The following is a 15379-nucleotide window of genomic DNA, read 5'->3' on the forward strand; positions in this document are numbered from 1 at the left end:
ACAGGGGGCTGTCCCCCTCCTCGCACGGAAGGCGCTTCCCTAGGGTCGGAGCATGGACACGACACCGCAGTCGGACTCCCCCTCTCCCGCTTCACACACCGCGCCCGTCCCGCGCTGGATGCGCCTCGCCGCCTGGGCCGCGCTCCTCCTTCCGCTGCCCTCCGTGGCGTGGCGCATCGCGATGCTCGCGGGCGTCGACGTGGGCCTGGGCCTTGCCTCCTTCTACCGCTCCACGGCGCAGACCGTCTCCTATGTGCTGGCGCTCGATGTGCTCCAGGTCCTCGCGGCGGTCCTCGTCTTCGGCCTCGTCTGCCGGTGGAGCGAGAGGGTCCCGCGCTGGGTGCCGGTCCTGCGCGGCAGACGCATTCCCCCGGTGGTGCCGGGCATCCTCGGCACGGTCGGCGCAGCGGCCCTCCTCTGGATCATCGGCACACTGCTGGTCGCGTTCACGCGTGCGTGGCTGGGGATCACGGACGGCTGGACCCCGGACGAGGGGATGGGTGCAGGCCACCGCGCGCTGCTGTTCGCCTGCTACGCCCCGTTCCTCCTGTGGCCGCTCGCTGTCGCCGCCACCGTGGCAGGGCACTGGACGGGGCTCCGTGCAGGACGCGCCGCGCGGAAGAACCACGCGATCAGCCCACGCTGACGCGGAACCCCCGCCCACCGTCCTCACTGGTAGGAGACGAACCAGGGGCGCGGCTCCACCTCGAAGGTCTGCTCCGGCGTGAACATGGGCGTGTCCTCGTCGTAGAAGTTCTTCCACGCCATCCGGATCCCGGCGGGCAGCCCCTCCTGGAGTGCGTTCCACGTACCGAGCTTGAGGTCGGGCGTGCCGTGGCCGTCGGCGTGGAGGAGCATCGCGAGCTCATCGTGGGAGGTGTCGATGTCCTCGCGGTTCTCGATCATCGAGCGCGAGAACTGGTGCAGGACGAAGGCCTTCTGCGGCAGTCCGCGCTCGGCCGTGAGCTCGGCGAGCCAGTCCGCCGTCTCGTTCACCTCGGCGGCATCCACGGAGCCGATCTGCTCGAGGTGCCGCTGCCCCTCCTCCAGCCGCCACTCGGCATCCAGGGCGAGGCCCACATGGGGCTGCGCGAGCAGGTCCTCGTACAGGCGCGCCTGCTCGGGGAAGCTCGAGGTCCCCGGCTGCAGGTCGAGGACGACGTAGATGCCCTCCTCACCGGCCCGCTCCACCCAGGGCCGCAGCGTCTCGGGGTCCAGCTCCGAGGAGTGATTGCCGTCCGCCCCCGGCTGTCCCGAGGCCACGGTGGTGATGATCTCCATCGCGGGGATCACGGGCTCCTCGGAGAGCCCCTGGTACTCCGCGGCGAGCGCCTTCACGCGCTCCACGGTCCCGTCGAGGTCCTGTTCTCCGAGGATGCCGAGCGAGGGGATGCCCGGCGAGCCGTAGGCGGCGACCATGCGCCTGCCGGGGAACACCGCGCTGCCTCCGCCGGGGAGCTCGGGAGCGGTGCGGGCGGTCTCGAGGCGGGACGTCAGCAGCGCTTCGTCGCCGAAGGCGTCCCCGAGCGCCAGGATGCCCCCGTCCTCAGCCGCCTTCGCGGCGGCAACGGTCTCCGAGGTGGCCCGCGGGTCCCCCTCCGGCAGGTGGGCGACCGCGCCCGAGGCCGCCTCGACCGCCGCGCTCGCCACCTCCTGGGCAGGGGTCCGGTCGGAGCCCCGGTCCACGAAGAGGGAGGCGTTCGCAGCCTCTCCGCTCCGGGAGACCTCGGGGGCCTGGGCGTCCTCGGGTTCGAGGGTCTGCGGATCGTAGGCGATGACCTCCCGCTCGCCGGCGGCTACGGGCACCTCCTGATCGGAAGGGACGAACACCGTCTGCGCCCCGAGACGGTCGAGCTCCTCGCTCAGCGCGGCCTCGTCCTCGGCACCGCCGTCGCTGAGCAGGCCGGGCGCGCCGAGCTCCCGCACCTTCTCCGAGACCGACCACGAGCCCTCCGGACTGCCGACCACCACCGCCTCGGCGGACTCGTAAGCGAGGGCGGAGGCCGCAGCCGTCGCCTCGCCGGCCTGGTCCGAGGCGGCCAGGGACGTGCCCTCCGCGTCCGTGCGGAGGACGACCTCGGCCTCGTCCCCGGTGTCGCAGGCGGCGAGGCCCACAGCGGTGAGCACGAGGACGGCGGCAGCCGCGAGGTGTGTGCGGGGGAAGCTCATGCCGGCCACGCTAGGGCGTGGGAATCACTGCGAGCTGAGAAGGACGGTGCCATGCCGAGGCCGCACATCCGGCGGCCTCGGTACAGTGGGTTCCATGAGCGATGATGCCCGCACCGCTGACGCTGCCATTCCTGCTCCCGGGTCCCCCGCCGACGGTGACGACGGCCGGCCTACGGCGCTCGCGACCGTCCAGCTCGACGACGAGCTCACCCGGGTGACCGAATGGAGGTTCCCGCCGGGCACGCAGACGGGGATGCACACGCATGAACTCGACTACGTGGTGGTGCCGATCACCACCGGCACCCTCCGCGTGCTCACCCCGGAGGGTGAGCAGGAGAACGTGCTCGTTCCCGGGGCCTCCTACACCCGGCCCGTGGGCAGCACACACAACGTCGTCAACGACACGGACGCGGAGTGCGCGTTCGTCGAGGTCGAGTTCAAGCGGTCGCGCTGATCCGCGTCCGCACACCGTTCCTCCGCGCGAGGCCTCATTCCGCGTGCCACGCCCCCAGCGCCCCGCCCCCGTATTCTGCGGACCGGCTTCCACCCGCCCGAGGAGAGCGCCCGGCCCGCCCTGTGCGGAGCTGTTCCCTCCCCGCGTGAACTGGGGCACACTGGAGTGATGAGCGCCACCCTGCTGCCGCCGTACCTGCTCGAGGCGATCGCGGAGCGCGGTCCCGCCCATGCCGCCGCCTGTGCACGGACGACCCTCGAGCGTGATGCGCGCATGCGCACCAGCCGGTACCGGGCGGCCGAGGCGCGGGCGCCGGGTTCGGGAGGTGCCGCCTCGGGCCCGGCCCAGCTGCGCGAAGCGCCGGAATCTGACAGCCGCCGCACCCCCGCTGTCGGCACGGACGGGGCATCCGATGCGAGCGCGCGTCCCGACCGCACGGTCTTCGACGCACAGGGCTCGGAGGACCTCCCCGGAATGCGGGTGCGCGGCGAGGGCGGCAGTGCCACGGGAGATCCTGCGGCCGATGAAGCCTATGACGGCCTCGGCGCCACCTGGGAGCTCTTCTTCGAGCAGTTCGGCCGGGACTCGCTCGACGGGCGCGGCATGCCGCTGCTCGGCACGGTGCACTTCGGCAGGGACTATGCCAATGCCTTCTGGGACGGGCGGCAGATGGTGTTCGGCGACGGGGACGGCGAGCTGTTCCACCGGTTCACCGCGAGCCTCGATGTGATCGGGCACGAACTCGCGCACGGCGTCATCGAGTTCACCGCGGGGCTGCGCTATGCGGACCAGCCGGGGGCGCTCAACGAGTCCATCGCGGACGTCTTCGGCAGCCTCGTGCGGCAGCGGCTCCTGGACCAGACCGCCGGGGAGGCCGACTGGCTGATCGGGGCGGAGCTGTTCACGGAGCGGGTGCAGGGCAGGGCGCTGCGGTCGATGGCGGCTCCGGGCACCGCCTATGACGATCCGGTGCTCGGCCGGGATCCGCAGCCGGGGCACATGGACGACTTCGTGCGGACGCAGGACGACAACGGCGGGGTCCACATCAACTCCGGCATCCCCAACCGCGCCTTCCACCTCGCGGCGACCGCACTGGGCGGCCGTGCCTGGGAGCGCGCGGGGGCTATCTGGTACGCCGCACTCACGGGCCCCGGGATCGCGGCCGACTGCGATTTCGCGGGCTTCGCCGCGCTCACAGCGGAGGCCGCGGCGCACCTCGGCACCCAGGAGGAACAGGCGGTGCGCACGGCCTGGGCCGAGGTGGGGGTGACCCCTGCCGATGTGCCCGCATCGGGAACACATCCGGCCGCGGGCTCCGCGGATTCGCCGGACTCCGCCGCTCCCGGCCCTGCCCACGGCCGGGACGCCTCCGTCCGCCTGGACCGCTCGGGCGGATTCGCGGGGCTGAGCAGGGAGCGGGAGTTCAGGCTGGGAGAGCTCCCCGCCCCGGACGCCGAGGACTGGGAGCGGCTCCTCAGCGGCCCCGAGCTCCCGCAGTGGGAGGAGGAGCCCGCGCCGCAGCCGGACCGCTATGTGTACCGGGTCGAATGCCAGGCGGCGAGCCTCCATGTCCGACTGCCCGAGTCCCGCCTGCCCGACTGGGTCCGCGAACTCTTCCGCCGCACGCTCGGGGGCTGAACGCCCGGGTTCGAGGCACCTCCGGCTGAGAACCGCCGTCGCGTTCACCTCCCGTTCGTGCTCCGCACACGTATGCTGAAGACATCCTGAGTACCGTTCGAGCATCACCTGTGCGCCATGCCCGGCGCACGCTCCGCTCCCCCGCTTCTGAGACGAAGGATGTCCATGCGCGTCCCCCACCGCCCCGTCCCGCTCCTCGCCGCAGCAGTGACCGCCGCCCTCGTGGGCGCGCCGCTGCTCGCACCGCTCACTGCCGAGGCCGCCTCGGCCCTGGCCGTCTCCGAGCAGGCGGACCCCGCCGAGGCGGCTGAGATCTCCGAGATCGCCTACGCCGGCGGCGACGACACCGATTTCATCGAGATCGCGGCCGCTCCGGGCACCGACCTCTCCGGCTGGACGGTGGGCAGCGTGTCCCGCGGCGGCACACCCCAGTCCGCGGCCCATGTCGTCACGCTGGCCGAGGGCACGACGGTGGGCGAGTCCGGCGCACTCGCGGTGTCCGTCCCGATCACCAACTCGGTGAACTCAGGCGCCGCCGCCGACGGGCGCTACGGGGCCTCGGCCTTCGCCGTGGACGCCGCCGGAGATCTCGTCGACTTCGACCAGGTCGGCGGCGTCGCGGGCGGGCGCGGGGTCACGGCCGGCGGCGGGAACCTCCTCCCCGAGGCGGTCCAGGGCGCCCAAGCCGCTCCCACCGGCGCGACCTCCTCCCGCGGGGAGTCCATCCAGCTCATCGACGGTGCGTGGACGTCCGCCGAGCCCACCCCCGACCGGCTGCCGGGCGATCCCGGGCAGGAGGAGCCCGAGGAACCCGGTGAGACCCCGGATCCCGGCGACATCCTGCCGATCGCCGAGGTGCAGGGCACCGGGGACGCCTCGCCGTACACGGGACAGCGCGTCACGACCGAGGGCGTCGTCACGGCAGTCTGGGCCGAGGGCGGTCTGAACGGCTTCGCGATCCAGACCTCCGGCACCGGCACCGACCACGAGCTGGGCGGCGCCTCCTCCGGCCTCTTCGTCTACTCCCCGCAGACCGCCGGCACCGTGAGCCCCGGCGACTCCGTCATCGTCACGGGAGAGGTCTCCGAGTACTACGGGCAGACCCAGATCACGGTGGACGCCGCCGGCCTGCACGAGGGCGCTCCCGCCGAAGCCCCGGTGCCCTTCGAGGGCGCCTTCCCGGAGGACGCGGACCAGCGCGAGTCCCTCGAATCCATGCTGCTCCTGCCCACCGGCGACATCACGGTCACGGACACCTACACCACACACACCTACGGCGAGGTGGGCCTCGTCAATGGCGCCGAGCCCCTCATGCAGGCCACCGATGTCGTGGCCCCCGGTGCAGAGGCCCAGGCCTACGAGGAGGAGAACCAGGCCCGGGAGTTCGTGCTGGACGACGGGGCGAGTGCCGACTACACGCGGGGCGCCTCCGATGTGCCGGCGCCCTATGTCTCGACCGAGGAGCCCGTGCGGGTGGGCGCAGCCGCAGCATTCACAGATCCCGTGGTGGTCGGGTACAGCCGCGAGAAGTGGCGGCTGCAGCCCACGGAGTGGCTCACGGGGGCGGATGCGGAGGCTGCGCCCGCCGGCTTCGCGGACACGCGCGAGGATGCACCGCAGGACGTAGGCGGGGACCTCACCGTCTCGAGCTTCAACGTCCTCAACTACTTCCCCACCACCGGCGACCAGCTCGACGGCTGCACCTTCTACGAGGACCGCGAGGGCAATCCCATCACGGTGCGCGGCGGCTGCGATGCCCGCGGCGCGGCGAACCGGGAGAGCTTCGAGCGCCAGGAGTCCAAGATCGTCGACGCCATCAACGGCCTCGACGCCTCGGTGCTCTCGCTGGAGGAGATCGAGCGCTCCTCGGCGTTCGGCAAGGACAGGGACGAGGCCCTCGCCGCACTGGTCGAGGCGCTCAACGCCGAGGCCGGTGCCGGCACCTGGGACTTCATCCCCTCGCCGGAGGCGCTGCCCGAGGACGAGGACGTCATCCGCACGGCCTTCATCTACCAGCCGGCCGAGGTGCGGCCCGTGGGCGAATCGGCGATCCTCACGGACTCGCCGGCATTCTCCAATGCCCGTGAGCCGCTCGCACAGGCCTGGGCGCCGGCCTCGGCGGGCTCCGCGGGGGCTGCACCGGCCTCGGCGGGCGAGGATTCCGCGGACGGGACCTTCCTCGCCGTGGTCAACCACTTCAAGTCGAAGGGCTCCGGTTCCGGCGAGGGCAATGTGGACAACGGCGACGGTCAGGGCAGCTCCAACGCCGACCGTGTGCGGCAGGCCGAGGCGCTCGCGGAGTTCGCCGACGCCCAGGCCTCTGCAGCCGGCACGGAGGACGTCGTCCTCCTGGGCGACTTCAACTCCTACACGGAGGAGGACCCCATGCGGGCGCTCTACGACGCGGGCTACACGAACGTGGGCCGTGCGCACACGGACGAGCAGACCTACCTCTACGGGGGCCGGGTGGGCAGTCTGGACCATGTGCTCGTCTCGCCGTCGCTGTCGGCGGACGTGACCGGGGCGGACGTGTGGAACATCAACTCGGTGGAGTCCATCGGCCTCGAGTACAGCCGCTACAACAGCAACATCGCCGATCTGTACGCGGAGGGCCCCTTCCGCTCCTCCGATCACGACCCGCTCCTCGTGGGCCTGAAGCGGGAGGCAGCGGGGCAGCCGAGCGAGGAGCCGTCGCAGGATCCCAGCGAGGACCCGACCGGCGAGCCGACCGAGGACCCGACCGGCACGCCCACAGGCGACCCCTCCGGCGAGCCCACCCAGCGCCCCGACGACCCCTCCGCGGACCCGGGTGACGACGGGGACGATGAGCGCCCCGGCTCCGGCAACGGCGATGACGGCGCAGGTCCGGACGGCACAGGCGACGGCGCGGACGACGGTGGCAGCGGCGACAGCCGCACCGATGCCGGCGGAGACGGGAAGGACCGGCTCCCGCGCACCGGCAGCGGCCTCGGCGCACTTGCCGCAGGTGCGGTCCTGCTCGGGCTGGGCACCGCGACCGTGGTCCTGGCCCGCCGCCGCATGGGCTGAGTCTGCGGCCTGCCACGCCGCACCATGACACCCACTTCTCTCCTGGACACCCAGAAATCGTGACGAATACCTGGGCGTCTGCGAGAGAAGTGGGCGTCCACGTCCTGAGCCAGCGAAACACCTGGGCGCCTGAGGAGAAGATGGGCGTCTGGGTGGAGAAGTGGGCGTCCACGTCCGCCGCGCACGCGGCCCCTCGTGCTCACCCCTGCATGCGCACGCTCACATCGCTGAGCGGCAGGGTGCCGGAGGCGGGCGCCAGGTCCTCGGCGATCACTGCGGCGATCTCATCGCAGACCTCGGGCGGATGGCCCGTCCCGAGGACGGCGTTCCAGTAGTGGACGACCTCGCCGTGGTAGCTGTGCCCGTATCCGCCGGACACGCCCACCGATCGCGGCATATCGGCGGTGAGCTGCGCGAACGTGACGAGGGGCCGCCAGCGCACGGCAGACGAGACGCCCTCTCCGCGAGGCTCGCGGAGCCAGTCGGGCCGGCGCCAGATGAGCTCCGGGCTCCACCAGACGACCGGGTCGGAGGGATGCTGGGCGAACACGATCCGCGGCCGGGCCCAGCGGCCGTACGAGCAGCCCTCGGGCGCCTCCCACAGATCGCGTGGGCGGGCGACGAACCGGAAATGGCGACCGGCTCCGTGGACGGGATGCGCCTCGGGCGAGCCCTGCGCTCGTGCCGCCAGCAGGCGGGTGAGGATGCGGGAGGCGCGGGGCGTGCCGGTCCACACCGCGCCGTCGAGCCTGCGCAGCATCGCCCCCGGTGAGCCGTATGCCCCCAGTCCGCCGTATGCGCCCAGAGACTCCCCGGTCGCGTACAGCCGGGGCCGGGACGCTGCGGGCATCGCGTCGAGCCGGCTGCGGACGGCCCTCCGCAGTGCGAGCGAGAGCGCCTTCGCGGGCTCCCGGTGGATGAGGAAGGCAAGCCAGGAGTCCGCGAAGCTGTACTGCGCCGAGGCCGTCGCGCAGTCCCCGCGCATGAGGTATTCGAAGGCCTCGACCTGCCAGGGCGGCACCCAGCCCGAGCCGGTGCCGGCCGCGAGCAGGATCGCGCGGCGCTCGAAGGCTCCCGTGCGCTCCAGCTCTGCGACGGTCGCCTGTGCGGCCTCGGCGGGATCGGGGTGTCCCAGCCGCCCGATGAACACGCGGATGGGCTCCCTCGCGGCGTCCCCTCCCTCCGGGCTCGCCGCGGCCGAGGTGAGCGCCGGACGCGCCCAGGCCTCGGCGGTCCGCGCCGCGCGCGGCCCCTCCGTGACGAAGCGGCGGCCGTGCATGCCCATCGTCGCGAAGGGTTCGGGGGACTGCGGAGAGCCGGAGCGCTCCGGCTCCACCGGCCGCGGCCGTGCGCCCAGCCGCGCGAACGAATCCATGACGGCCCAGTGATCGGCGCGGGTGAGCGCATGCCCCAGCAGCCAGCGGTCCATGGTGAGCGTCCACAGCATGACGGCGGCGGTCACGACCGCGCTCGGGATCCAGGGGAGGCGGGCTGCGAGGAGCCGGGCGGTCCGCAGCCGCATGCGGCGCACGCCTCTCACCGCCGCCTCGAGCCCGCCCCAGCCGAGCCAGCCCGCGGCGAATCCCAGGAGGAGCTGCATCTCCCCCTCGGGGCGCATGCGCAAGAGACGCGAGAGCTCCTGCTGCCGTACGGACGCGCGGGCGAGTGCTGCTCCCGTCCCGACGGCGGTGAGCACGAGAACGCCTCCGCGCAGCCACGGGTGCGGGGCATCGGCGGGCAGGCGAACGCCGCGCCGGCCGGCCACGTCGCCGAGCCGCGGGGAGAGGCGGCCGAGAGCGCACCGCCAGGGCCGTTGTCCGCGGAGGGCCAGCCGTGTGCCCAATGCCGTCGCCGAGGCCGCCCCGGCCACCGAGACCCCCGTCATCCACCAGCGCCGCGGGATGAGGCTGGGCGAGACTGCGGCCCACGAGGCGAGCGCGCCGATGACGATCGGTGCGGCCGACACGTGCCTGCCGGGAGCCTGCCTCCCGGCCTCGCGCAGCCACCGGAACCCTCGCATCGTCACTGCGGCGCCCCTCCTCACAGCGGCCGATCCGTCTTCCGCGGTCGCCTCGCCGCGGCCTCGCTCTCACTGTGCCACAGGTCTCACTGCGTCCCGTCCCGCACTGCCACCTGGTAGCCGCCGGAGTCGTGCACGGTGCTCCACTCACCGCCATAGCGGGCCTCGGCCCACGCGTCGATGTCCTGCTCGTAGTCGTCGGACCGCAGCGCCACGGCCTCGGGTTCGGCATCCTCGGAGCTGCCCGTCCAGTAGACGTCCATATGGGGTGCGAGGTAGGCGAGGAGCCTGATGTCCGTGACGACGGAGTCGTATTCGCGTGCCGCGGCGACGGCCCCCGCTCCATCCACGCGGTAGCGGTCGGCCTCCCACAGGAGGTTGAGGTGGGTCTGGCTGAACAGTGCCACGGCGGCGACGGCCGCGACCAGGGGCGCGAACGTCCGCTCGCCGCGCCGGGCTCCGTCGAGCAGGCTCACGGCGGCGACGGGGATGAGCACGGCGGAGTAGTGGAAGCTCGTGTCCCAGTACCCCTCGACATTGCCCGCGAACCGCCAGCCCAGCGTGGGCAGCATGAGGAGGGCGAACGGCGAGCGCAGGCCGACGATCCCCATTGCGAGGACGAGGAAGCCCGCGGTCCCGATCTTGATGAGCAGCCCTTCGGAGAGCACGTCCGCGATCGCCACATTGGAGGTGTAGTCGTACTGGCCCTCCGTATTGAAGGCGGGCAGGAAGAAGACCACGGAGTAGAAGAGCCAGGCGACTCCCCACAGTGCGAAGGCCGCCGCCCAGCGGATGTCCGCACGGCTGCGCAGCCAGACCGCGAGGCCGAACATCGCGACCGTCAGGCCGAGGTCCTCCTTGACGAAGACGAGCATGCCGATCGCGACCGCGGCGGGCAGGCGCCTGTCCCGCACCCACCAGACCAGTCCGAAGGCCATGAGCGGCACACCCACGGCGATCTCGTGGAACTGCGCGGTGACCGCGTTGAGCAGCCCCCACGAGAAGACGTAGGAGAAGGCCAGGAGCCACATACCGCGGGGGCCGAGGCGTTCGCGCGCGAGCGAGACGACCGGCCACACGGATGCGGCGAACAGCGCGGACTGGGCGAGCATGAGCGCGAGTCCCGAGGGCCACAGCCAGAACAGCGGCGTGAGCAGGATGAGGATGGGGTGGAAGTGGTCGCCCCACAGGTTGAAGTCCGGGCCCTTGATGTCCACGATCGGAGCGCTGAACTCCGCATACCGGGTCATCATCTGCGTGAAGATGCCCAGGTCCCAGGAGGGCGAGTAGAAGCTCCGCCACATGATCACGGACAGCGCCGCATACAGGACGAAAGCCGCGGCTGCCGAGAGCGCGGGCGCCCAGCGGAGCAGCGGATGCGGTGCGCCGGGGGCCTCACGGGAGACGGGGGCGTCCAAGTTCTGAGTGCTCATCACTCAGCGATGGTACAGAGCAGATATGATGAGAGGCCCTGGCCAGCGTTTCCGCTGATCAGGGCCTCGAGCATGGCGCGCCATGAGGGATTCGAACCCCCAACCTTCTGATCCGTAGTCAGATGCTCTATCCGTTGAGCTAATGGCGCCCGCCGCCGCGCTGTTCGCTCGGCAACGGAGATAACTATACACACGCCCCGCGGCCACCACAAACCACCGGCTCGCGATCTGCATCACAGGATGCTCGGGGTAATGCTTTGGACCCAATGGCGCAAAACATCATATATCTGGCAAAACACGCCACTACATTGACGCAAGCACACCACCGACCATGCTCCTGTGAGTCAGTGCACAGGTTCGGACCCCGGGAAGACCGGTCCCCTCCGCTCACCCGGCCCGTACCGTGATTGTCATCCCGAGACGCACGGGACGAACCCACCCCAGGAGAGACGATCATGACTGTCATCGACACCGGCTCGGTCGAGGACCTGCTTCAGGACGCACCCACCTCCAACGCGCGAGTGCTGGACTTCGTCGCATCCGTCGCGAAGCTCGCCACCCCCGATTCCGTCGAGTGGATCACCGGCAGCCCTGAGCAGCGCGAGGCCCTGCTGGCGAAGGCCGAGGCCGCGGGCACCATCGTCCGCCTCGCCAAGCAGAAGGACTCCTACTACGCCGCCTCCGACCCGGACGACGTGGCACGGGTGGAGAGCCGCACCTTCATCTGCTCCGAGAAGGAGGAGGACGCCGGCCCGCTCAACAACTGGAAGGCTCCGGCGGAGATGAAGGAGACCCTGAAGGAGGTCTTCGCCGGCTCCATGCGCGGCCGGACCATGTACGTCATCCCCTTCGTCATGGGCCGTGCGGATGCCACCCACCCCATGTTCGGCATCGAGGTGACGGACTCCCCCTACGTCGTCCTCTCCATGGACATCATGGCCCGCTCCGGCTCCGAGGCCCTCGATGCGATCGACCGCCTCGACGCGGACTTCGTCGAGTGCGTCCACTCCGTCGGCGCCCCCCTGGAGCCCGGCCAGCAGGACGTCCCCTGGCCCTGCAGCCCCACCAAGTACATCACCCACTTCCCCGAGGAGCGGTCGATCTGGTCGTACGGCTCCGGCTACGGCGGCAACGCACTCCTGGGCAAGAAGTGCTACTCGCTGCGCATCGCCTCGGCGATCGCCCGCGACGAGGGCTGGCTGGCCGAGCACATGCTCATCCTCAAGCTCACGAACCCCGAGGGCGAGGTCCGCTACATCGCGGCGGCCTTCCCCAGCGCCTGCGGCAAGACCAACCTTGCCATGATCGAGCCCACGATCCCCGGCTGGAAGGCCGAGACCCTGGGTGACGACATCGCCTGGATGCGGTTCGGCGAGGACGGCCGCCTCTACGCCATCAACCCCGAGTTCGGGCTCTTCGGCGTGGCACCGGGCACCGGCTACGACACCAACCCCACCGCAATGCGCGCGATCGAGGCCGGCGGCAACATCTTCACCAACGTCGCCCTCACGGACGACGGCGATGTCTGGTGGGAGGGCATGACGAAGGAGGCACCCGCCCACCTCACCGACTGGCGCGGCAACGACTGGACCCCCGAGTCCGGCACTCCCGCCGCCCACCCGAACTCCCGCTTCTGCACCCCGCTCGCCAATGTGCCCACCATCGCGCCCGAATGGCAGCACCCGGACGGTGTGCCGATCTCCGCGATCCTCTTCGGCGGCCGCCGCAAGACGACGATGCCGCTGGTCACGGAGACCCACGACTGGAATCACGGCGTGTTCATGGGCTCGACGCTGTCCTCGGAGACGACGGCGGCCGCAGAGGGCAAGGTGGGCATCGTCCGCCGCGACCCCATGGCGATGCGCCCGTTCATCGGCTACAACGTGGGCGACTACCTGCAGCACTGGATCAGCATCGGGGCGACCGAGGGCGCACAGCTGCCCAAGGTCTTCTACGTCAACTGGTTCCGCCGCGACGAGGACAACAGCTTCCTGTGGCCCGGCTTCTCGGAGAACTCCCGCGTGCTCAAGTGGGTCTTCGAGCGCACCGCGGGCACGGGTGAGGCCGTGGAGACCCCGCTGGGCTACGCCCCCGCACCCGGCGCCCTCGACCTCGACGGCCTGGACGTCTCCGAGGAGCAGGTCGCCAAGGCACTCGCCATCAGGCCGGAGGAGTGGGCCGCGGAGCTCGCCTCCATCGCGGAGTGGTACGACGAACTCGGCAGCCATGTGCCGGCCGAGCTCCGGGCGGAGGTCGACGAGCTGCGCGGCCGCCTGGGAGTGAAGTGACCGCGAGGCGCTCGGCCGCAATGCGTCGCGGCTGAGCGCCCGCGGGCACAGGAGGGCCCCTGCATCCCGAGCCGGATGCAGGGGCCCTCCGCTGTCGGCCGCCGCGATGCTGTCGGCCACCGCGATGCCGTGGCCGGCTCCGACGGTCAGCCGGAGAACGCGCCGATGAGCTCGTTGGCCCCCAGCACCAGGAAGATCGCGGCGATGACCACGAGGACCGCATTGAGCCACCAGCTGTTCCTCCACTCCTTCGGCATGTGCCGGGAGTTCAGGAGGAAGAGGAGGGTGATGGCCATGAACGGCATGAAGAACGAACCCAGCACGCCGTAGGCGATGATGATGCCCACGGGCTTGCCGATGAACAGCAGGAGCATGGGCGGGAACGTGAGCCAGAGGACGTAGAACCGGTAGAACCGGCCGCCGAGGCCGCGGTCCGGGTGGTCCTCGGGCAGACCGCGGGTGCGGCCCCAGAAGTCCGCGAACATGAGCGACACGCCGTTCCACACGCCCAGCACGGAGGAGAACGAGGACGCCCAGAAGCCCACGAGGAACACGTTCGACATGACCTCGCCGTGGCGCTCGGACAGCACATCGGCGAGGTCGAGCAGGCCCTGGTCGCCGCCCTGGATCGCGATGCCGGCCGAGTACAGGAACTCCGCGCCGATGACGAGCATCGAGATCACGAAGAGCCCGGAGATGACGTAGGCCATCGAGTTGTCGATCCGCATGACCCGCATCCAGGCAGGCGTGCTCCAGCCCTTCTCCTTGAGCCAGTAGCCGTAGGCGGCGAGCGTGATGGTGCCGCCCACGCCGCCGGCGATGCTCAGCGTGTAGACGACACCGCCCTCGGGGATCATCGGGATGAGGCCGGTGAGCAGCTCGGGGATGTTCGGCAGGGTCGCGACGGCGAGGCCCACCACCGTCACGAACATGAGCCCCACGAGGACCGCGACGATCTTCTCGAGCGCGTGGTACTTCCCGAACCACACGAGTGCGGCGCCGATGAGGCCCGAGGCGATCCCGTAGACGATGACGTCGTAGTTCGAGTGGAAGATCGGCAGCGCGGTGGCCAGCGGCAGTGCCGAGGCCGACATCGCCGTGGCCCCGTACACGAACCCCCAGACGACGATGTAGGGGCCGAAGTAGACCGATGTCCACCTGCCGAGCCTGCGCCAGCCCTCGAAGATCGTGTGCCCGGTCGCCAGCGACCAGCGGCCGGCGCCCTCCACGAGGAAGATCTTGATGACGACGCCGGCGACAGCCGCCCACAGCAGGGCGTAGCCGTACTGCGATCCTGCGACCAGGGTGGCGACGAGGTCGCCGGCCCCGATGCCCGTCGCCGCGACGACGAGGCCGGGGCCGATCAGCTTCCATTTGGGCCGCTCCGCAGCCGCGGCGGGCACGCCGTCGGCCTCGGACCGCGCTCCGTCGGCACCGGGTGCGGTGCTCTCAGTGTTCTCATTCACAGAGGCAATCTAGAGGACTCGACCGCCTCCTGCACAGAAGGGTGCTCGAACCGCAGGTCAGGAGTGCCCGCCGGCCATGAGCGCGGGCACCCGTGCATGCTGCTCTGGACGGGCACCGCACGGAGACAGGCACCCGGGCCCGCACGCTCACACGTCGTCGTCCGCGGCGAAGCCACCTTCGCCCTCCCAGTTCTCGACCAGCCCCGTCTTCGACTCGGAGAACTTCAGCCGGACGCCGGAGCCGCGACCGTCCTCCCCGTCCGGGAGGAAGACCGCACCCAGTCTCTCCAGGGCCGTGCGCAGCGCTTTGACCTGCACCGGGTCGAGGCTGCCCCGCCCCTTCTCGAAATCGCGCAGCTGGCCCCGCGTGAGACCGGCGGCGTCCGCCGTGTAGGTCGCCGAGGTCTGCACCAGCGCCCGGGCGGCGCGCGCGAGGTGACCGGTGAAGCGCACTGTGTTCTCCGTCATAGCACCAGCCTGCCAGACGCGATCCGCTAGGCGAAGAGGACGGCGCACGGATGAGAGAGCGGATCTCGGGGAACGGTACCGCCGGGACGGCCTGCCCGCGTCCGCGCAGGGAGTCCGCTGCCGGCGCGGAACCGGGCTGACAGTCGCCTGTCGGCCCGTCTCGGCTGCATGAGTGCGCCCTTCCTGTGCACGTGTGGACACCGAGGATGCGAAGAAGACCCCGCGATCTGCGTGTCTTCGCAGGTCACGGGGTCTTCCAGAACGCGGAGCCGGTGGGATTTGAACCCACGGTCCCCCTAACGAGGGACTCCACCTTAGCAGGGTGGTGCTTTCGGCCGCTCAGCCACGACTCCCCGCCGCCCGGCATTCCGGACAGCTCGACCAGAGTACACAAG

At 71.2% G+C, this 15379-nt stretch carries 10 protein-coding genes and 2 tRNA genes; 5 read left to right on the forward strand and 7 right to left on the reverse strand.

Annotated features, from left to right (window positions below; genetic code table 11):
• Positions 1-52: 52 nt before the first annotated feature.
• Complete coding sequence (locus tag K318_RS23160; RefSeq protein WP_051298195.1) at positions 53-646, forward strand: hypothetical protein; 594 nt, start codon at positions 53-55, stop codon at positions 644-646.
• Positions 647-669: 23 nt separating this feature from the next.
• On the opposite strand, the gene K318_RS0117950 is transcribed toward K318_RS23160, so the two are convergent.
• Positions 670-2169, reverse strand: a complete 1500-nt coding sequence (locus K318_RS0117950) for a hypothetical protein (RefSeq protein ID WP_035282813.1) — start codon at positions 2167-2169, stop codon at positions 670-672.
• Positions 2170-2263: 94 nt separating this feature from the next.
• Between K318_RS0117950 and K318_RS23165 the strand changes: the two genes are divergently transcribed.
• From K318_RS23165 to K318_RS0117965, 3 genes are all read left to right on the forward strand, one after another.
• A complete protein-coding gene (locus K318_RS23165) occupies positions 2264-2623 on the forward strand; it encodes a cupin domain-containing protein (RefSeq protein ID WP_156914096.1) in 360 nt (119 codons plus the stop codon).
• 168 nt (positions 2624-2791) lie between these two features.
• A complete protein-coding gene (locus K318_RS23170; RefSeq protein WP_035282267.1) occupies positions 2792-4261 on the forward strand; it encodes a protealysin inhibitor emfourin in 1470 nt (489 codons plus the stop codon).
• 165 nt (positions 4262-4426) lie between these two features.
• Complete coding sequence (locus tag K318_RS0117965) at positions 4427-7309, forward strand: ExeM/NucH family extracellular endonuclease (RefSeq protein ID WP_029090500.1); 2883 nt, start codon at positions 4427-4429, stop codon at positions 7307-7309.
• 199 nt (positions 7310-7508) lie between these two features.
• Here the strand turns inward: K318_RS0117965 and K318_RS23175 are convergent, their stop codons facing one another.
• The 3 genes from K318_RS23175 to K318_RS0117980 all read right to left on the reverse strand — a co-directional run bounded on the left by K318_RS23175 (position 7509) and on the right by K318_RS0117980 (position 10911).
• On the reverse strand, positions 7509-9329 hold the full coding sequence (locus tag K318_RS23175; protein WP_245579954.1) for an alpha/beta-hydrolase family protein: 1821 nt from the start codon (positions 9327-9329) through the stop codon (positions 7509-7511).
• Between the two features lie 86 nt (positions 9330-9415).
• On the reverse strand, positions 9416-10762 hold the full coding sequence (locus K318_RS0117975) for a DUF2079 domain-containing protein (protein WP_245579942.1): 1347 nt from the start codon (positions 10760-10762) through the stop codon (positions 9416-9418).
• A 73-nt stretch (positions 10763-10835) separates the two neighbouring features.
• A tRNA-Arg gene (locus K318_RS0117980) sits at positions 10836-10911 on the reverse strand.
• A gap of 306 nt (positions 10912-11217) precedes the next feature.
• Here K318_RS0117980 and K318_RS0117985 point away from each other — a divergent pair.
• On the forward strand, positions 11218-13050 hold the full coding sequence (locus K318_RS0117985) for a phosphoenolpyruvate carboxykinase (GTP) (RefSeq protein WP_029090502.1): 1833 nt from the start codon (positions 11218-11220) through the stop codon (positions 13048-13050).
• A 146-nt stretch (positions 13051-13196) separates the two neighbouring features.
• Here K318_RS0117985 and K318_RS0117990 read toward each other — a convergent pair whose 3' ends face one another.
• The 3 genes from K318_RS0117990 to K318_RS0118000 form a co-directional block, all read right to left on the reverse strand.
• The gene (locus tag K318_RS0117990) at positions 13197-14516 is read right to left on the reverse strand and encodes an Nramp family divalent metal transporter (RefSeq protein WP_029090503.1); all 1320 of its coding nucleotides are present in this window, start codon (positions 14514-14516) and stop codon (positions 13197-13199) included.
• 147 nt (positions 14517-14663) lie between these two features.
• The gene (locus K318_RS0117995; protein ID WP_029090504.1) at positions 14664-14984 is read right to left on the reverse strand and encodes a hypothetical protein; all 321 of its coding nucleotides are present in this window, start codon (positions 14982-14984) and stop codon (positions 14664-14666) included.
• A 264-nt stretch (positions 14985-15248) separates the two neighbouring features.
• A tRNA-Ser gene (locus K318_RS0118000) sits at positions 15249-15337 on the reverse strand.
• Positions 15338-15379 lie beyond the last annotated feature (42 nt).

Origin of the sequence: Brevibacterium album DSM 18261 (genome assembly GCF_000426445.1) — a bacterium.
GTDB lineage: Bacteria > Actinomycetota > Actinomycetes > Actinomycetales > Brevibacteriaceae > Brevibacterium > Brevibacterium album.

Bases quoted from the DNA above. Each gene is read 5' to 3' on its own strand.
- K318_RS23160 (WP_051298195.1), top strand. From the start codon at position 53: ATGGACACGACACCGCAGTCGGACTCCCCCTCTCCCGCTTCACACACC.
- K318_RS0117950 (WP_035282813.1), bottom strand. From the start codon at position 2,169: ATGAGCTTCCCCCGCACACACCTCGCGGCTGCCGCCGTCCTCGTGCTC.
- K318_RS23165 (WP_156914096.1), top strand. From the start codon at position 2,264: ATGAGCGATGATGCCCGCACCGCTGACGCTGCCATTCCTGCTCCCGGG.
- K318_RS23170 (WP_035282267.1), top strand. From the start codon at position 2,792: ATGAGCGCCACCCTGCTGCCGCCGTACCTGCTCGAGGCGATCGCGGAG.
- K318_RS0117965 (WP_029090500.1), top strand. From the start codon at position 4,427: ATGCGCGTCCCCCACCGCCCCGTCCCGCTCCTCGCCGCAGCAGTGACC.
- K318_RS23175 (WP_245579954.1), bottom strand. From the start codon at position 9,329: ATGCGAGGGTTCCGGTGGCTGCGCGAGGCCGGGAGGCAGGCTCCCGGC.
- K318_RS0117975 (WP_245579942.1), bottom strand. From the start codon at position 10,762: ATGAGCACTCAGAACTTGGACGCCCCCGTCTCCCGTGAGGCCCCCGGC.
- K318_RS0117985 (WP_029090502.1), top strand. From the start codon at position 11,218: ATGACTGTCATCGACACCGGCTCGGTCGAGGACCTGCTTCAGGACGCA.
- K318_RS0117995 (WP_029090504.1), bottom strand. From the start codon at position 14,984: ATGACGGAGAACACAGTGCGCTTCACCGGTCACCTCGCGCGCGCCGCC.